At 65.0% G+C, this 18,650-nt stretch carries 15 protein-coding genes; all 15 read right to left on the reverse strand.

Going from position 1 to position 18,650, the window contains the following annotated elements:
• Positions 1 to 33: 33 nt before the first annotated feature.
• Positions 34 to 1,821: an acyl-CoA dehydrogenase C-terminal domain-containing protein gene (locus C7401_RS21470; RefSeq protein WP_112173395.1), complete on the reverse strand. Its 1,788-nt coding sequence runs from the start codon at positions 1,819 to 1,821 to the stop codon at positions 34 to 36.
• A gap of 69 nt (positions 1,822 to 1,890) precedes the next feature.
• Entirely contained in the window at positions 1,891 to 2,490 is a 600-nt protein-coding gene (locus C7401_RS21475) for a TetR/AcrR family transcriptional regulator (protein WP_028206015.1), read from the reverse strand.
• 268 nt (positions 2,491 to 2,758) lie between these two features.
• Positions 2,759 to 4,147, reverse strand: a complete 1,389-nt coding sequence (locus C7401_RS21480; RefSeq protein WP_112173396.1) for a phospholipase D-like domain-containing protein — start codon at positions 4,145 to 4,147, stop codon at positions 2,759 to 2,761.
• Positions 4,144 to 4,620 (reverse strand): dihydroneopterin triphosphate diphosphatase, encoded by a 477-nt coding sequence (gene nudB / locus C7401_RS21485; protein ID WP_112173397.1) that lies wholly within the window; start codon positions 4,618 to 4,620, stop codon positions 4,144 to 4,146. Before nudB ends, C7401_RS21480 begins: the two co-directional genes overlap by 4 nt.
• A 147-nt stretch (positions 4,621 to 4,767) precedes the next feature.
• Positions 4,768 to 6,573: an aspartate--tRNA ligase gene (aspS, locus tag C7401_RS21490; RefSeq protein ID WP_112173398.1), complete on the reverse strand. Its 1,806-nt coding sequence runs from the start codon at positions 6,571 to 6,573 to the stop codon at positions 4,768 to 4,770.
• A 62-nt stretch (positions 6,574 to 6,635) separates the two neighbouring features.
• Positions 6,636 to 7,277 (reverse strand): DUF502 domain-containing protein, encoded by a 642-nt coding sequence (locus tag C7401_RS21495; RefSeq protein WP_112173399.1) that lies wholly within the window; start codon positions 7,275 to 7,277, stop codon positions 6,636 to 6,638.
• 91 nt (positions 7,278 to 7,368) lie between these two features.
• Positions 7,369 to 7,746 carry an FmdB family zinc ribbon protein gene (locus tag C7401_RS21500; RefSeq protein WP_112173400.1) on the reverse strand — a complete coding sequence of 126 codons (378 nt, stop codon included), beginning with the start codon at positions 7,744 to 7,746 and terminating at the stop codon, positions 7,369 to 7,371.
• Between the two features lie 273 nt (positions 7,747 to 8,019).
• On the reverse strand, positions 8,020 to 8,670 hold the full coding sequence (locus C7401_RS21505; protein WP_112173401.1) for a methyltransferase domain-containing protein: 651 nt from the start codon (positions 8,668 to 8,670) through the stop codon (positions 8,020 to 8,022).
• A 50-nt stretch (positions 8,671 to 8,720) separates the two neighbouring features.
• Positions 8,721 to 10,298, reverse strand: coding sequence for a ubiquinone biosynthesis regulatory protein kinase UbiB (gene ubiB, locus C7401_RS21510; protein ID WP_112173402.1), 1,578 nt, complete (start codon positions 10,296 to 10,298; stop codon positions 8,721 to 8,723).
• An 18-nt stretch (positions 10,299 to 10,316) separates the two neighbouring features.
• Entirely contained in the window at positions 10,317 to 10,952 is a 636-nt protein-coding gene (locus tag C7401_RS21515; RefSeq protein WP_112173433.1) for a ubiquinone biosynthesis accessory factor UbiJ, read from the reverse strand.
• A gap of 174 nt (positions 10,953 to 11,126) precedes the next feature.
• Positions 11,127 to 12,161, reverse strand: coding sequence for a Tim44 domain-containing protein (locus C7401_RS21520; RefSeq protein WP_112173403.1), 1,035 nt, complete (start codon positions 12,159 to 12,161; stop codon positions 11,127 to 11,129).
• Between the two features lie 36 nt (positions 12,162 to 12,197).
• Positions 12,198 to 12,929 carry a bifunctional demethylmenaquinone methyltransferase/2-methoxy-6-polyprenyl-1,4-benzoquinol methylase UbiE gene (ubiE, locus tag C7401_RS21525; RefSeq protein WP_112173404.1) on the reverse strand — a complete coding sequence of 244 codons (732 nt, stop codon included), beginning with the start codon at positions 12,927 to 12,929 and terminating at the stop codon, positions 12,198 to 12,200.
• A gap of 89 nt (positions 12,930 to 13,018) precedes the next feature.
• Positions 13,019 to 13,441, reverse strand: a complete 423-nt coding sequence (locus tag C7401_RS21530) for a gamma-butyrobetaine hydroxylase family protein (RefSeq protein WP_112173405.1) — start codon at positions 13,439 to 13,441, stop codon at positions 13,019 to 13,021.
• Between the two features lie 60 nt (positions 13,442 to 13,501).
• Positions 13,502 to 13,927: an HIT family protein gene (locus tag C7401_RS21535; RefSeq protein WP_112173406.1), complete on the reverse strand. Its 426-nt coding sequence runs from the start codon at positions 13,925 to 13,927 to the stop codon at positions 13,502 to 13,504.
• Between the two features lie 41 nt (positions 13,928 to 13,968).
• A complete protein-coding gene (locus tag C7401_RS21540) occupies positions 13,969 to 18,015 on the reverse strand; it encodes a DUF3683 domain-containing protein (RefSeq protein WP_112173407.1) in 4,047 nt (1,348 codons plus the stop codon).
• Positions 18,016 to 18,650 lie beyond the last annotated feature (635 nt).

Consider the following 18,650-nt stretch of genomic DNA (forward strand, 5'->3'; position numbering starts at 1 on the left):
GCGCGCGGTCGAAAAGCGCGCGCCCGTTGGCTTTTAGAACAGCGCTTCGTCGACTTCCATCAGCGTCTTCGAACCCGCGCGCGCCTGGCGGATCGACGTGGCCGTTTCGGGCAGGAGCTTGGCGAAGTAGAAACGCGCCGTGGCCAGCTTCGACTTGTAGAACGGATCGCCCGAGCTTTCCTTGTCGAGCGCGATGCGCGCCATGCGCGCCCAGAAGTACGCGAACACGAGGTGGCCCGCCGTGCGCAGGTACGGCACCGCTGCCGCGCCCACTTCGTCGGGGTTCTGCATGGCCTTCATGCCGATTTCCATCGTGAGCTTCTGCATCTTGTCGCCAATGTCGGCGAGCGGATTCACGAACTCCTGCATTTCCGGCTTGATGCCTTCGGCCTCGACGAACTCCGTCACGATCTTGCCGAACTTCTTGAGCTTCGCGCCCATGTCGCCGAGCACCTTGCGGCCCAGCAGGTCGAGCGACTGGATCGTGTTCGTGCCTTCGTAGATCTGGTTGATACGCGCGTCGCGCACGTACTGCTCCATGCCCCACTCGGAGATGAAGCCGTGGCCGCCGTACACCTGCATGCCGAGGTTGGTGCTCTCGAAGGCGTTGTCGGTGAGGAAGGCCTTGATGATCGGCGTGAGCAGCGCGACGAGGTCGGCCGCTTCCTTGCGCTCTGCTTCGTCGCCGTGCGAAAGCTCCTTGTCGATCTGCAAGGCGGACCAGTACGTGAAGGCGCGCGCGCCTTCGGCCCAGGCCTTCTGCGTGAGGAGCATGCGGCGCACGTCCGGATGCACGATGATCGGGTCCGCCGCCTTCCCGGGCGCCTTCGGGCCGGTCAGCGCGCGCATTTGCAGGCGCTCCTTCGCGTACGTGAGCGAGTTCTGGTATGCGACTTCGGTGAGGCCGAGACCCTGCATGCCGACGCCCAGACGTGCGGCGTTCATCATCACGAACATGGCGTTCAAGCCCTTGTTCGGCTCGCCGACGAGCCAGCCTTTCGCGCTGTCCAGGTTCATCACGCAGGTCGAGTTGCCGTGAATGCCCATCTTGTGCTCGATCGAGCCGCACTTGATGCCGTTGCGCTCACCGACTTCGCCCGCTGCCGTGGGGATGAACTTCGGCACGACGAAAAGCGAGATGCCCTTGGTTCCCGGCGGGGCATCAGGCAGACGCGCGAGCACGAGGTGGATGATGTTCTCGGCCATGTCGTGCTCACCGCTCGAGATGAAGATCTTCGTGCCGGTGATCGCATACGAGCCGTCGCTGTTGGGCTCCGCCTTCGTGCGCAGCATGCCGAGGTCGGTGCCGCAGTGCGGCTCGGTCAGGCACATCGTGCCGGTCCACACGCCTTCGACGAGCTTCGGCAGATAAGCCTTCTGGAGTTCGGACGTGCCGTGCGCGTGCAGACATTCATAGGCGCCATGCGAGAGACCCGGATACATGGTCCACGCCTGGTTCGCCGAATTCAGCATTTCGTAGAGCGCGTTGTTCACGAACGCGGGCAGGCCCTGCCCGCCGTATTCGGGATCGCAGCCGAGTGCCGGCCAGCCGGCTTCGACATACTGCTTGTACGCTTCCTTGAAACCGGTGGGCGTGGTGACGACGCCATCACCCGCGTAGGTGCAGCCCTCGCGGTCGCCGACCTGGTTCAGCGGAAACAGCACCTCGGAGCAGAATTTGCCGGCTTCTTCGAGCACCTGGTTGATGGTGTCGGCGTCGAGGTCGGCGTGCTTCGGCATCTGCTTCACTTCGCCTTCCACGTTCAGCAGCTCGTGCAGCACGAACTGCATGTCGCGCAGCGGCGCGGTGTACTGTCCCATGTCTTCTCTCCAAAAATTCGAGCTTCGGGTCCCTCGCGCCGCCGCGACTTCAATGTTGCGGTCTGGGCGCTACTGGGTCTCGCTCTGATACGAAACAATCAGTTTCTCGAACGCGGCCCACGTATGCTCGACCGCGTCCGGCAGATGCAGGAAGCGGCCGTCATGATGCAGGCCGAGCGTCACGCTATACAGTTCGAAGAGCATCAGCGCGGGATCGGTCTCCTTACGCAAATGGCCTTCTTCAATCGCCTGCGAAATGGCCCTCAGGAGCGCCGCACGCCACATCGACACGCTCGCGACCAGGGTCTCGCGCACCTGGCTGTCCGCGCGGTCGTCGTACTCGACGGCGCCGCTGATATAAATGCAGCCCGTCGTGACTTCGTGGATGCGCTTCTCGAACCATCGTGAGAGCATCGCACGCAGGCGAGGCAAACCGCGTGGTTCACGCAAGCTCGGAAAGAAGACTTCTTCCTCGAATCGACGGTGGTACTCGCGCACCACCTCGACTTGCAGGTCTTCCCGTGAGCCGAAGTGTGCAAAGACGCCACTCTTGCTCATCTGCATACGCTCGGCGAGCAGGCCGATGGTGAGTCCTTCCAGTCCATCGCGACCTGCGAGGTCGAGTGCTGCGTCCAGAATGGCAGCTCGTGTCTGTTCGCCTTTTCGCATAGCTTTCTTTACCGTAACGATGTGGCCGCGATGTTGCCGTCAACTACTCGTCAACTGCTCGCATCGGGGCCTGAATTAAATCGAACGGCCGTACTATTGTTGAGGACAGCCGTCCGCGAAACAAGGACTTTATTAGAAACCGATTTCTAACCGGTACTCTAATTTCCGGGGTTCGCGCGCTGCGCACAAGCCGACATTCTCTCGATTGCACACGCGGCCTGACGTATGGCAGGCGAGCCTTGCCGGGCGGTCTATTTGTCTGATTGTTCTAGTCGTAACCGCCCACCGTGATGAGCTTCATGACCGCGCGGTAAGACGCCCAGGCAAGCCAGTTCACGGCGCGCACGTGCCAGGGGCGCGCCTCGTAGCGCGCACGGTCGATCTGCCCGGCATCGCCGAACGCCGCGAGGATCGCGTCGCGCAACTGCTCGATTTGCGGATGCTGCACGAGCAGCACGTTCGCCTCGTTGTTGAGCACGAGGCTGAGCGCGTCGAGATTCGAGGAGCCGACGGTGGCCCAGGTCGAATCGACCACGGCCACCTTGCCGTGGAGCATCGTTTTCTCGTATTCAGCAATCTGCACGCCCGCGCTGAGCAACTGGTGATAGAGGAACGGCACCCCGTAGTCGAGCACCTTGAATTCATTTCGTCCGACCAGAAGCTTGACCGCCACGCCCCGCTCCGCGGCCGCGACGAGCGCGCGCCGCAAGCGCCGACCCGGCATGAAATACGGATTGGCGAGCAGCACTTCCTTGCGCGCCTCGCCGATGGCGTCGAGATACGCCTTTTCGATGGCCCGCCGGTTCACCACGTTGTCGCGCGCGACAAACGCCACGCAGGGCACGTGCGCCGTGCGCGGGTCGCGCACGCTCGCGCGCAGGCGCTCGCGCAGCCGCGTGAAGAAGCGCTTGGCGCGCGACGAGCGCACGGTGGGCGCAAGCGCGCGCAGCGCGTCGTCCACCATCTGCGTGGGACGCCCCACCGTATGGCCGGTCGGATGCGGCGACATGAAACCGGCGCTCGCGGGCACGCCGGGCGAAACCTGCTGGGGCAGCGGCGGGCGGTAGCCGAGCCGGATGCGCCGCCACTGCTGCTCGATCGCGAGGCGCACGTCCACGACCACGGGGCCGTGCAGTTCCACGGCGAAATCCCAGCGCGGAAACGGCAGCTTCCTGCCGTCCTGCTCGAAATCGTCGATCACGTTGATGCCGCCGCAATAGGCGAACTGGTCGTCGATCACGGCGAGCTTGCGATGCGTGCGCGAAAAGCCGAAGCGCCCGAAGATGTGCGGGTTGTACACGCGGTGCTCGACGCCCGCGCCCGGCCAGCCATCGAAAAGCGCGATGCGCGGCGAGCCGACGCCGTCGGTGATGACGCGCACTCGCACGCCGCGCGCCGCGGCGCGCAACAGCGCCTCGGAGAGCGCGCGGCCGATGTCGTCGTCGCAGAAGATATAGGTCTCGAGGGCGACGTCGCGCGTGGCCGCGTCGATGCGCTCGATCATCGCGCCGAAAAGACCGGCGCTCGAACTGAACAGGCGCACGTCGTTGCCGCTCGTGAAGCGGTAGCGCGAGCGATAACGGCGCCCGAGCAGCGCCTCGCGCAGCCGCACGACGCGCTGCGATTCGATGCCGGGATCGGTGCTGGTCTCGCTCATTTGCCTGCTCCGCGCAGCCGCTCGGGCAACTGGAGGATCGCCTCGCGGTTCGACCACGAGAAGCACTTCGCCGCTGCCTGCTCGTAGGGCAGCCAAACATACGCCGTATGCTCGCGCGGCGCGAGGGTCACGACCGTGCCCTCGGGCACCGCCAGGCTGAACCAGTGCTCGGTGTTGCGCGTGACGCCCGGCGCATAACGATGGCGCCAGACTGGATAGATTTCGTACTCGATCTCGTGATGCCAGTCGAGCAGCGCCGCCTGCGGCAGACCATCGGCGCCGACGGCAATGCCCGTCTCCTCGCCCACTTCGCGCACGGCGGTTTCGGCGAACGGCTCGTCCAGGCGATCCTTCGAGCCCGTGACCGACTGCCAGAAGCCGGGCCGGTCGGCGCGTTCGATGATCAGGACCTCCAGTTGCGGCGTATGGATGACGACGAGTACGGATTCCGGAATCTTCGGCGGCTTCTGCATGGTGATGGAGCGTGGTGGGAACGCGCGCTGCGCGCTTGCGGCGCGTCTAAAGGTAATTTAACGCAAAAAGCAAAAAAGGCGCACGATGCGCCTTTTCTGTTGTTGCGATGCAAAAGCCCTCGCGGGCCTTTGCGGCAGGGGTGTGGCTTACTGCGCCGTCTTCTGCTCGGGCTGACGCAGACGGATGTGGAGTTCGCGAAGCTGCTTCTCGTCCACCGGGCTCGGCGCCTGCGTGAGCAGACACTGCGCGCGCTGCGTCTTCGGGAACGCGATCACGTCGCGGATCGAGTCGGCGCCGGCCATCATCGTGACGATGCGATCGAGACCGAACGCGATACCGCCGTGCGGCGGCGCGCCGTATTGCAGCGCGTCCAGCAGGAAGCCGAACTTCGCACGCGCTTCTTCCGCATTGATCTTCAGCGCGCGGAACACCTTGCTCTGCACCTCTTCCTGATAGATACGCACCGAGCCGCCGCCGATTTCCCAGCCGTTCAGCACCATGTCGTAAGCCTTCGCGAGGCAGCGGCCCGGATCCGTTTCGAGGTATTCCAGGTGCTCGTCCTTCGGGCTAGTGAACGGGTGGTGCGCGGCCACGTAGCGGTTTTCTTCCTCGTCGTACTCGAACATCGGGAAGTCGATGACCCACAGCGGCTTCCAGCCCTTCTCGACGAGACCGTTGGCACGGCCGAACTCCGAGTGGCCGACCTTCAGGCGCAGTGCGCCGAGGCTGTCGTTCACGACCTTCGCGCGGTCTGCCGCGAAGAAAATGATGTCGCCGTCTTGCGCGCCGGTGCGCTCGAGGATCGCGGCGATGGCGGCGTCGTGCAGGTTCTTGACGATCGGGCTTTGCAGACCGTCACGGCCCTTCGCGGCTTCGTTGACCTTGATCCAGGCGAGGCCCTTCGCGCCGTAGATGCGCACGAATTCCGTGTAGCCGTCGATATCGCCGCGCGAGAGTTCTGCGCCCTTCGGCACGCGCAGTGCGGCCACACGGCCGTCCTTGCTGTTGGCCGGCGTGCTGAACACCTTGAAGTCGACGTCCTTCATGGCGTCGGTGAGTTCCGTGAATTCGAGCTTCACGCGCAGGTCCGGCTTGTCCGAGCCGAAGCGGCTCATGGCTTCCGAGTACGGCATGACCGGGAACTTCGCGTCGAGTTCGACGCCGATCGTTTCCTTGAACACGTGACGCGCCATGTCTTCGAACAGATCGCGGATTTCCTGCTCGCCGAGGAACGACGTTTCGCAGTCGATCTGCGTGAATTCGGGCTGACGGTCAGCGCGCAGGTCTTCGTCGCGGAAGCACTTCACGATCTGGTAGTAGCGATCGAAGTTCGCCACCATCAGCAGCTGCTTGAAGAGCTGCGGCGACTGCGGCAGCGCGAAGAACTGGCCCGGGTTCGTACGCGACGGCACGAGGTAGTCGCGCGCGCCTTCCGGCGTGCTCTTCGTGAGCATCGGCGTTTCGATGTCGATGAAGCCGAGCGCGTCGAGATACTTGCGCACGGCCATCGTCACGCGGTAGCGCAGGCGCAGGTTGTGCTGCATCTGCGGACGGCGCAGGTCGAGCACGCGGTGCGTGAGGCGCGTGGTTTCCGAGAGGTTGTCGTCGTCGAGCTGGAACGGCGGCGTAACCGACGCGTTGAGCACCACGAGCTCGTGGCACAGCACTTCGATCTTGCCGCTCGTGAGGTTGGCGTTGACCGTGCCTTCCGGACGATTGCGAACCACGCCCTTCACCTGCACGCAGAATTCGTTGCGCACGCCTTCAGCGACCTTGAACATCTCCGCGCGATCCGGATCGCACACGACCTGAACGAGGCCCTCGCGGTCGCGCAGGTCGATGAAGATGACGCCGCCATGGTCACGGCGGCGATGCACCCAACCGCACAGCGAAACAGTTTGGCCCAGCAGCTGTTCGGTCACCAGACCGCAGTATTCTGATCTCATCGACATGATGTTCGTCTTTCGTTATGCATGAATGGACGGCAGCGTCGCGCGACGCACGTCGTCCGGTATTAAAGCGGAGGATCGATGGGGCGGCGTGGTGAGGCGGCCGGCGCGACCACGCCCATCGAAACAATATACTTGAGCGCGGCGTCGACGGTCATGTCCAGCTCGACCACCTCGCTCTTTGGCACCATCAGGAAAAAGCCCGACGTGGGATTCGGCGTAGTCGGCACATACACGCTCACGTGATCTTCTTGCAAGTGGTTGACCACGTCGCCGCCGGGAATGCCGGTGAGAAACGCGATCGTCCACGAACCCTTGCGCGGGTATTCGATCAGAAGCGCCTTGCGAAATGCGTTGCCGTTACTCGAAAGCAGTGTATCGGAAACCTGCTGGATGCTGCCGTACAGCGGTCCGATGATCGGAATACGGCGCACCAGCGCATTCCACCACTCCACCAGCTTCTGCCCGATGAAGTTGTGCGTGAGCACGCCCACCACGAAAATGAACGCGAGCGTGAGCACCGCGCCCAGGCCCGGCAGGCGCACGCCGAACACGCGCTCCGGCCGCCACGACTCGGGCAGCAAAAGCAGCGTCTGATCCATCGTGCCGATGACGAGGTTCAACACCCACAGCGTGATGGCCAGCGGCACCAGCACCAGCAGGCCGGTCAGGAACACCGATTTCAACGTCGCTTTCTTGATCGTCATGTACACCGCCATGCGGGCCGCGCGCGGCACGGAAGCTGCCGACGCGGCTTGAGCGCAGCACGATCCGCAAGAATCGCGCCGCCGGTTTTCGTCAGGTCGAGGCCGCCGGGCTGGGCGTGCTCGCTGTGCTGCTGGTCGTGCCGTTCGTCGCATTGCTCGCGGCCGCGCCGGAATCGCCGGAGGCGCCGCTCGCGGCGCCCTCGCCGGCCGGCTTGCCGCCTTCCGACGACGCGCCCTCGCTGGCCGCCTTCGCGCCCGTTGCCGCACCACCCGCGCCAGCCGAGTTTCCACCCCGGAAATCGGTGACGTACCAGCCCGAGCCCTTCAGCTGGAAGCCGGCGGCGGTGACCTGTTTGCGGAACGTGTCCGCGCCGCAGCTCGGGCACTGCGTCAGGGGTGCATCGCTGATCTTTTGCAGCGCGTCCTTCTCGAAGCCGCACGACTCGCAGCGATAAGCGTAGATCGGCATGATCTCTATCCTGATGAAAATCTGATAATTGCTTGCAAAGCCTTGAATTATAGCCGCAAACCAGGACCGCCCCTGGCATTTACCGGGCTTGGGGGTCCTGCGGGGAGGAGCGGAAGGCTTGCGGCCGCCAGCGTGTAGATATGGGCGGGTTGCGCGCACATCAAGTGTGAACGGCGGCGAACGCATGACGCGCCCGCCGCAGGCCGCCGGGAGGCGGCCCGGAGGTGGCCTGACAGTGCTCCGGGAACGGCTCGTGAAGGGTTCGGGAGCGGATTAAGCGCGCGACGGCGCAGCGTCGTTACGACGCCACACAAGCCAGCGCTCGCGCCCGGCGAACACCGGCAGCGAGTCGGCCACGGGCTGGTCGTCCACGAGCGTGAAGAACGGCGTGAGCAAGCTGTCGAGTTCGTCGCACGCGATCGCGAACGGCGGCCCCTTGGGCGTCTCGCCGATAAAGAAGTAACCCGCCAGCAGCGCGCCGGGCTGCAACAGTTGAGCCATGCGTTCGGCGTAGCTCGTGCGCTGGTTTTTAGGCAGTGCGCACAGGAAGGCGCGCTCGAACACCCACTCGGGCGTGAACGGCGGCGTGTAGGCGTAGAAGTCCGCCTCCTCGACCACGCCCGCGTGCGGGCCCAGCGCCGCGCGCGCGCTCGCGACGGCGGCCGGCGCGAAGTCGATGGCGCGCACCGTGCGGCCGCGCTCGGCGAGCCAGCGCGCCTCCCAGGCGTTGCCGCAGCCTGGAATCAGCACGGCGGCATCGGCATGCGCGGTAGCGAAGGCTTCGAACTCGCGCTGCACGCCCGCCTGGTCCCACGGTATGAAACCGCGCTCGAAGCGCTCGTCCCAGAACGAGGGCGACGCGGGGTCGCGGGTTTCGAATTCGGGCGCATCGCCCGGTTGGCGCGGCGAGGTCGGGTCGCTCATCGTCTCACTCCTTGTCTTTATGGGCCTGTAGGCGGCTTGCCGTCAGAGCGTCAGCCGCCGTAGGCGAACGCCAGCCAGACGCGCGCCGCCACCATGCCCACGCCCACGGCCACGCCGAACACCAGCAAGCCTTGCAGCAAGCGGTTCGTGCGGCGCTGCTCGGCGAGCATCTGGCGGATCGTCTCGTCGGCCGCGAGATTGCCCGGCTCCTGGCGGTGCAGCAGCGCCTGATGCACGAGGCGCGGCAATTGCGGCAGCGTCTTGCTCCATTGCGGCGCTTCGATCTTGAAGCGCTCGTACCAGCCGCGCAGGCCGATCTGCTCGGTCATCCAGCGTTCGAGATAAGGCTTCGCCGTTTTCCAGAGGTCGAGTTCCGGATCGAGCGAGCGCCCCAGGCCCTCGACGTTGAGCATGGTCTTTTGCAGCAGCACGAGCTGCGGCTGGATTTCCACGTTGAAGCGGCGCGAGGTCTGGAAAAGGCGCAGCAGCACCTGGCCCAGCGAAATGTCCTTCAACGCGCGGTCGAAGTACGGCTCGCACACGGCGCGAATCGCGCTCTCCAGCTCCTCCACGCGGGTGGTCGGCGGCACCCAGCCCGACTCGATGTGCAGCGTCGCCACGCGGTGATAGTCGCGCTTGAAGAACGCGAGAAAGTTCTGCGCCAGGTAGTTCTTGTCGAAGTCCGACAGCGCGCCGACGATGCCGAAATCGAGCGCGATATAGCGGCCGAAATGCGCGGGATCGAGGCTCACCTGGATGTTGCCGGGGTGCATGTCGGCGTGAAAGAAGCCGTCGCGGAACACCTGCGTGAAGAAGATTTCCACGCCTTCGCGCGCGAGTTTCGGAATGTCCACGCCCGCCGCGCGCAGCTTGTCGACCTGGCTGATCGGCACGCCGACCATGCGCTCCATCACGAGCACATTGGGCGTGCTGAATTCCCAGTACATCTCCGGCACGAGCAACAAGTCGAGGCCTGCGAAATTGCGGCGCAGCTGGCTGCCGTTGGCGGCCTCGCGCATGAGGTCGAGTTCGTCGTGCAGATACTTGTCGAACTCCGCGACCACTTCGCGCGGCTTCAGGCGCTTGCCGTCGGCCCACAGGCGTTCGGCCCACACGGCGAGGTCGCGCAGCAGCGCGAGGTCGGAATCGATGACCGGGCGCATGTTCGGCCGCAGCACCTTCACCGCCACCGGCTTGCCCGCGTGCTGGCCCGACTTCACCTTGGCGAAGTGCACCTGCGCGATCGAGGCGCTCGCCACCGGCACGCGCTCGAACTCGTCGAACAGCGTGTCGACGGGCGCGCCCAGCGACTTCTCGATCAGCCCGATCGCCACGCTCGACTCGAACGGCGGCACCTGGTCCTGCAACTTCGCGAGTTCGTTGGCGATGTCGGGCGGCAGCAGATCGCGCCGCGTGGAGAGCACCTGGCCGAATTTCACGAAGATCGGGCCGAGGCTTTCCAGCGCGAGACGCAGACGCAAACCGGGCGGGTCGTCGAACCGGCGGCCGATCGTGGTGACGCGCAGGAGCAGCCGCACACGCCGGTCGTTGATCCGGCTCAACATCATCTCGTCCAGGCCGAAGCGGATGACGGTGAAGCAAATCTTGAGGAAACGCAGAAAACGCATGTCTGGGAGGCCTGTTGTCTAGCGCGAGCCGCGCGGCGCAGCGCTTTGGCTTGCGCCCCTGGCCTGTGATTTTTGTTCGAGACGCTCGATGCGCTTCTCCACGCGCGCCAGCGCATCGCGCGCGCGGGACAGCTCCTCGTTGAAGCCGTCGAGCTCGGCGCGCCGCACGAGCTGCGGATTCTCGTCGAGCAGATATTCCGTGACCGAGCCGAGCACGTTGCGCCCGGTGCGCAGCGCCTGCCCGTGCGCCGTGCGCGCGAGCGAAGCGATGCGCGAAGCCGGTGCGTCACCGATCAGCTTCGCGAGATCCTCTTCAGGCTCCCAGCGCAGATGCTCGGCGAGCTTGCCGATCACCTGGGCGAATTCGGCGTCGCCCTCGATCTTCACGTGCTTCATCACGGCCGCCTGGCCGCCCTGGAGGAACGACGAGAGCGCGCCCGCCGGCAACGAGAGCGTGACGTCGACTGCGCCCGCGTCGTGGTCCTCGACCGCGCCCAGATAGCCGTCCGGCTGCACGAGCAGCGTGAGGACGACCGGCGGGCACGAAAGCCGCGCGGTCTTGCCGGCATAGGGAGCGAGGCGCTCGCGTGCCCACGATTCGCGGGCGAGCAGGTGATTGACAGCGGCAGCGAAGGGCTTGGCGGCGAGAGTCATCGGCATGGAATAAGAAAACCCGCACGGGCACGAGCCCGGGCGGGTTCCTATTGTAGCGTTCGAGCCGTAGGATCGCGCCGCCGCTCAACCCGGCGCGGCGGCCGTCGGAAGTCAGGCTCCGTGATCTGGATCAAATCACGGGACGCCTGGCCTCACTGCGAACCCGTTGCCGACTCAGTGCGACTCGACCTGCTGAATGCCCGCGAGCAGCCAGCCTTCGCCCGAAGCGCGCGACTTCGAGAGGTTCCAGATCTCGACGAACGGCTCGGCCGGCTGGCCCATGCCTTCGCGGATCAGGCCGTTGAAACGCACGCTCGCGAGGTATTCGCTGCCGCGTTCTTCCACGGCGAGCACGTCCGCGTTAAGTTGCACGACGTCGGTCTGGTTGGGCTGCGAGCCGCGGCCGGCGAGATCGACGCGAATTTCGGCGAACATCTCGGGCGTCGTGAACTCACGGATGTCGTCCATGTTGCCCGCGTCCCACGCGGCTTGCAGGCGCACGAAGTACACCTTCGCGTTGCGCAGGAAAGCCTCGGTGTCGAAACCGGCGGGAATCGACGCAGCCGCGGCGGCCGACGTGTCGGCACCCGACGCGTTGAGCGCGTTGGCTTCAGGCGCGAGGTACTGGCCCGTGGACGACGCCGGGTAACGCGGCTCCTGCGGCTGATAACCGCCCGTCGACTGGTTCAGGCTGTTCGACGATGCGTAAGCGCCACCACCCGTCTGGTACGCCGGTTCCACGGGACGGCGGCGGTTCATGAACTTGCGGATCAGCCAGATGGCGACGAAGGCGATGATCGCGATCACGATCATGTTGGCCATCATGCCGGCGAACGCTTCGCCCAGACCGAAGTGCGAGAGCAGCGCGGCAATGCCGAGACCGGCCGCGAGACCCGCGATAGGTCCGAGCCAGCGATTGCGCGCCGGTGCGGCCGCGGGCGTGGGCGCCGGCGTGCCGGGCGCGCGCTGGGCACCGGCCTGCTGCGCGGGGTTGGTCGGGCTGGGCTGGGCCGGCGGCGGCGTGGTGCTGCGCTGCGAAGCGACCGATGACTGCTTGCCGAAGCTGCGGCCGCCACCCATGCGGCGAGCTTCCGCATCGAACGATGCGAAGCTGCCGGCAACCATCACACCCACCATGGCCAGAATGCCGATTCGTCTGGCCCATGACGTTGAAAGCTTTTTGGAAGCAACGATGCGGGGCTCAGACATGGCGAAAATTCCTTTTAAGACAGTGAGTTGGGAACACTAATACTTTGTGCCGACGTGTAAGGCTACCACGCCAGCTGACAAATTGTAATATTTGACGGCATCGAGGCCGACTTGTTCCATCATCGTCTTGAGTGTTTCCTGATCCGGATGCATGCGGATCGACTCAGCGAGATACTGGTAGCTGTCCGCGTCCTGCGCAAAGCGCTGGCCAAGCCACGGCAGCACCTTGAACGAATACACGTCGTACACCTTCTTGAGCGGCTCCCAGACCTTCGAGAATTCGAGCACGAGCACGCGGCCGCCCGGCTTGAGCACGCGGCGCATCTCGGCGAGCGCGCCGTCCTTGTGCGTCATGTTGCGCAGCCCGAAAGCCACGGTCACCACGTCGAAGTAGTTGTCCGGAAAGGGAATTTTCTCGGCGTCGCAGAGCAGCGCGGGCGTGATCACGCCCTTGTCGATCAAGCGGTCGCGGCCCACGCGCAGCATCGACTCGTTGATGTCCGTGTGCCAGACCTCGCCGGTCGGGCCCGCTTTCTTCGCGAACGCCATCGAAAGGTCGCCGGTGCCGCCCGCGATGTCGAGCACCTTCGCACCCGGCCGGATGTTCGCCTGCGCGATCGTGAACGCCTTCCACGCGCGGTGCAGCCCGCCCGACATCAGGTCGTTCATCAGGTCATAGTTCGAAGCGACCGAGTGGAACACGCCGGCCACCTTCTTCGCCTTGTCCTGTTCGTCGACTGTCTGATAGCCGAAGTGGGTTTTGCTCATCGCGCTCGTCCTTTCGCGGAAGGGTGTTCTTTGTTGGTGTGCGCCGCGTCTGTCAGATGCGCGGCGGGGCAGGATCGTAACAGGAAGCGTCAGTGGCAGTGGCCGTGCGCGGCACCGCCGGGTGCCTGCGCGGCCATCGGCGTGTCGCGCTCGACGCCCGCCGCTTTCAGTTTGGCGAAATATTCGGCCCAGAGTTCGTCCTGGCGCGTGGCCAGCTCGTAGAGCTGGTCCCACGAGTAGATGCCGGTGTTGTGGCCGTCGGAGAACGTGGGCTGGAGCGCGTAGTTGCCCACGCCCTCGAGCGCCGAGATCGTGACCTCGCGCTTGCCGGTTTGCAGCGTTTCCTGGCCTGGGCCGTGGCCGCGCACTTCCGCCGAAGGCGAATACACGCGCATCAGTTCGAACGGAATGCGGTAGCTCTCGCCGCTTGCATACTGAAGTTCCAGCACGCGCGAGACGGCGTGCACCACGACGCCGGTCGGCACCGGCGTATCGGATTTCAAACCACTCATGATCGTTCCTGCTCCTGGCTCCACGGTTGGCATGCCCGCGGCCGCCTGCATGCTCAGGCCCTAAGCCTGCTCCATTTCCTGACGCACCGCGTCGCGCAGCAGCGTGGCCTGCGCGCGGCGCTGGCCCAGCATCGCCTCGGACACCGTGCGCTGGCGCGGCGCCCATACGGGCAGCGGAAAGTGTGCGTCGTTCGTGAAGCGCGGGATCACGTGCCAGTGCACGTGCGGCACCTGGTTGCCGAGGCTCGCGAGATTGACTTTCGAAGGTTGCATGATGCGGCGCAGCGCACGCTCGACGGCGTACACGGCGCGCATCAGATGTTCCCGGTCGGCCGCGCTCAGGTCGGAGAATTCGGCGACGTGCGCATTCCAGATGACCCGGCAAAAACCGGGATAGTCGGCCTCGGCCGTCGCGAGCACGACGCGCATGCGCTCGTCCTGCCACAGCACGTCGCCGCCTTCCTCATTGCAGAATACGCATGCCATCGTCGTCCCCGAACCCGTTCACGGAAAATTGAGCGCTGCCATTAGACCAGCACGCGCTCGATTCCGCCATTGTTCGCGCTCTGAACATAGTCCGCCATCCAGTTTTCACCAAGCACGTGTCGGGCGATTTCCACCACGATGTAGTCGGCTTCGATGTTGGCGTCCTCGTTGTACCGCGACAGACCCTGGAGGCACGACGGGCAGCTCGTCAGAATCTTGACGTCCTGTGTCGTACCCTGCCCGCCCGCTTCCTGCTGCGTAGCCGGCTGCACCCCGTTCGCGCCGTTGCCGACGACCGGGATGCCGCGCAGCTTCGCCGCGCCCTTGCGGATTTCCTCTTCCTTGCGGAACCGCACCTGCGTCGAAATGTCCGGGCGCGTGACGGCCAGCGTGCCCGATTCGCCACAGCAGCGATCGTTCTTCTCGATCTTGTAGCCGTCCTTTTCCGAACCCATGAGTTCGTTGACGAGCTTCACCGGATCGATCGTCTTGATCGGCGTGTGGCACGGGTCGTGATACATGTAGCGCGTGCCGCTCACGCCGTCGAGCTTGATGCCCTTCTCCAGCAGGAATTCGTGGATGTCGATAATGCGGCACCCCGGGAAGATCTTGTCGAATTCATAACCCGCAAGCTGGTCGTAGCAGGTTCCACACGACACTACCACCGTCTTGATGTCGAGGTAGTTGAGTGTGTTCGCAACCCGGTGGAACAGCACACGGTTGTCGGTGACGATCTTCTCGGCCTTGTCGTACTGGCCCGAGCCGCGCTGCGGATAGCCGCAACACAGGTAGCCCGGCGGCAGCACGGTCTGCACGCCTGCTTCCCACAGCATGGCCTGCGTGGCGAGGCCCACCTGCGAGAACAGGCGCTCCGAGCCGCAGCCGGGGAAGTAGAACACCGCTTCCGAATCGACGTTGGTCGTCTTCGGATTGCGGATGATCGGCACGATCTTGTTGTCTTCAATGTCGAGCAGCGCGCGCGCCGTCTTCTTCGGCAGGTTGCCCGGCATCTTCTTGTTGACGAAGTGGATCACCTGCTCGACCACGGCCGGCTTGCCCGTGGATGCGGGCGGATGCGCCGTCTGCTTCTTCACGAACTTCTTCAGCACATCGTTGCCGAGGCGCTGCGCCTTGTAGCCCACGCCCATCATCACTTCGCGCGCGAGGTTGATGGTCTGCGGGTTGGTGGCGTTCAGGAAGAACATGCCCGCCGCGTTGCCCGCGTTGAACTTCTTCTTGCCCATCTTGCGCAGCAGATTGCGCATGTTCATCGTCACGTCGCCGAAGTCGATCTTGACCGGGCACGGCGTCACGCACTTGTGGCAGACCGTGCAGTGGTCGGCCACGTCGTTGAACTCGTCCCAATGCTTGATCGACACGCCGCGGCGCGTCTGCTCTTCGTACAGGAAGGCTTCGACCAGCAGGGAGGTCGCAAGAATCTTGTTGCGCGGGCTGTAGAGCAGGTTCGCGCGCGGCACGTGGGTCGCGCACACGGGCTTGCACTTGCCGCAGCGCAGGCAGTCCTTCACCGACTCGGCAATCGCGCCGATGTCGGACTGCTGCATGATGAGCGACTCGTAGCCCATCAGGCCGAACGACGGCGTGTAGGCGTTGCGCAGGTCGGCGCCTTCGAGCAGCTTGCCCGCGTTGAAGCGCCCTTGCGGATCGACGCGCTGCTTGTACGCGCGGAACTCGGCGATCTCGTCATCGGTGAGGAATTCGAGCTTCGTAATGCCGATGCCGTGCTCGCCCGAGATCACGCCGTCGAGCGAACGCGCGAGCTTCATGATGCGCGCGACCGCGACGTGCGCGTCTTGCAGCATCTCGTAGTTGTCCGAGTTGACCGGCAGGTTGGTGTGCACGTTGCCGTCGCCGGCGTGCATGTGCAGCGCCACGAACACGCGGCCGCGCAGCACCCGCTTGTGGATCGCCTGGGCCTCGTCGAGGATCGGCTTGAATTCGCCGCCGTTGAAGATCTTGCGCAGTTCCGCGCGGATCTCCTGCTTCCACGAGATGCGCACCGTGCGGTCCTGGGTCACGTGAAAGACGTTGGCGTCCGGTTGCACGTCCACGCGGTCGGCGAACTTCTCCGCGAGCGCCTCGTAGCCCAGTTGCACGAGATAGTGCTGCGCCTCGCGCAACGGCATGTCGAGCTTCTCGCCCACGAAGGTCCAGCGCTCGCGCACGCGCTTGAGCAGGTCGAGCGCCTGCTGCACGCGGTCTTCGAGCAGCTCGGCGCTCGGAATCTCGTTGGCGTCGTCGGTCTTGCCGAGCGGCAGCTTGCCTTCCTTGAAGAACGCTTCGAGCGCGTCGACCAGTTGCAGCTTGTTCTTGATCGACAGTTCGATGTTGATGCGCTCGATGCCGTCCGTGTACTCGCCCATGCGGTTGAGCGGAATCACGACGTCTTCGTTGATCTTGAACGCGTTGGTGTGCTTCGCAATCGCGGCCGTGCGGCTGCGGTCGAGCCAGAAGCGCTTGCGCGCCTCGGCGGACACCGCGACGAAGCCCTCGCCGCTCTTGCCGTTGGCCATGCGGATGACTTCCGAGGTGGCGGTTGCCACGGCATCGGCGTCGTCGCCGACGATGTCGCCGATCAGCACCATCTTCGGAAACGCGTTGCGCTTGCTCTTGGTCGCGTAGCCCACGGCGCGCAGATAGCGCTCGTCCAGATGCTCCAGACCCGCGAGGATCGCCCCGCCCTGCTTCGACGTTTCGAACAGGTAGTCCTTGATTTCGACGATGCTCGGAATCGCTTCGCGCGCCTGGCCGAAGAATTCGAGACAGACCGTGCGCGTATGCGCGGGCATCTTGTGCAGCACCCAGCGCGCGGACGTGATGAGCCCGTCGCAGCCTTCCTTCTGCACGCCAGGCAGGCCGGCGAGGAACTTGTCGGTGACGTCCTTGCCGAGACCTTCCTTGCGGAAACGCTTGCCTTCGATGTCGAGCGATTCGGTGCGCAGCAGCTTTTCGCCCGGCGCGTGCTCGCCGTCGAACCACTTGAGCTCGAAACGCGCCACGGGGATATCGTGGATCTTGCCCATGTTGTGGTCGAGGCGCGTGACTTCGAGCCAGTTGCCTTGCGGGTCGACCATGCGCCACCAGGCGAGATTGTCGAGCGCCGTGCCCCACAGCACCGCCTTCTTGCCGCCCGCATTCATGGCGACGTTGCCGCCGATGCACGAGGCGTCGAGCGAGGTCGGATCGACGGCGAACACGAAGCCCGCGGCGTCGGCGGCCTCGGTCACGCGGCGCGTGACCACGCCCGCGCCCGAATAGATCGTCGCGACCTTGCGGTCCACACCGGGCAGATCGGTCATCTCGACCGCGCCGAGTTCTTCGAGCTTTTCGGTGTTGATCACGGCCGAGAACGGCGTGAGCGGCACCGCGCCGCCCGTGTAGCCCGTGCCGCCCCCGCGCGGAATGACGGTGAGGCCGAGTTCGAAACAGGCCTTGATCAGGCCCGCAATTTCGGCTTCGGTGTCGGGCGTGAGGACCACGAACGGATATTCCACGCGCCAGTCGGTCGCGTCGGTCACGTGCGAGACGCGCGCGAGGCCGTCGAAGCGGATGTTGTCCTTAGCCGTGCGCTTGCCGAGCACCTTGGTCGCGCGGCGGCGCAGGTCGGCCATCTTCTCGAACTCGCCCGCGAAGGCGCCGATGGCGCGGCGCGCGGCGGCGATCAGCGTTTCCACGCGCGCGGCGCGGTCCATGCCTTCCTTGTCGCTGTGCTCGATCAGGTCGGCGCGGCGGCGCTTCTCGATTTCGGCGATGCGGTGGTTCAGCGCCTCGATCAGCAGCGCGCGGCGCTTCGGATTGTCGAGCAGGTCGTCTTGCAGGTAAGGATTGCGGCGCACGACCCAGATATCGCCCAGCACTTCGTAGAGCATGCGCGCCGAGCGGCCGGTGCGGCGCTCCGCGCGCAGCTCGGCAAGCGCGTTCCATGCCTCTTCGCCCAGCAGGCGAATGACAATTTCGCGATCCGAAAAGGACGTGTAGTTGTACGGAATCTCGCGCAGGCGCGGTTCGATGTCGGCGGCCACGGCGGCGGCGGCGCCGTGAGGATCGAAAACTTGAGGTGCGTTCATGGTTGGACGACTCTTTGAGTCAGTCCCGTGCGCGGCTAGCGGCCGGTGCGACGGAGGCTGACGGGGCGCGTGGGGCGCTATTCTGAATTCGTGTCCGCCTGTGGCAGGCTGCGGACGAAAGGGGTGGGGAGGCACATGGCGGCAACGCTCACGCCGATGGTTCCCCGGCGCTCGGACTTAGCGACACGATCGTGCGTGGCGGGCGTGCCGCTGCGCCGCGGGGCGGGTCTCGCGCCGTGCGGGCATCAAATGGGCTGTCCGAGGTTGCCAGTGCATCTTCCGATCCTTGTTTCAAAAAAAGATTTTACCGCATGATCCGCACCCGCGCTGACGCCTCGTGGGAACGCTGACAGACACAGAAGATTCACTTGCCTTGGCCCGTGCGGCGGGGGATTGCGCTCGCGGGCCGCGCCGCCAGAGCACAAGCCGTTGGCGCTATCATTTACGTTTTCCCGTCCAGACCCGCGCCCGACGCGTCCTCGCATGGCCTCCCACGACGATTACCTGAAGAAAATCCTCACCGCCCGCGTCTACGACGTCGCCCGCGAGACCGAACTCGAACGCGCCCCGAACCTCTCGGCGCGCCTGCGCAACGCCGTGTTCCTCAAGCGCGAGGACAACCAGCCGGTGTTCTC

Source organism: Paraburkholderia unamae, from assembly GCF_003268775.1.
Lineage (GTDB): Bacteria > Pseudomonadota > Gammaproteobacteria > Burkholderiales > Burkholderiaceae > Paraburkholderia > Paraburkholderia unamae.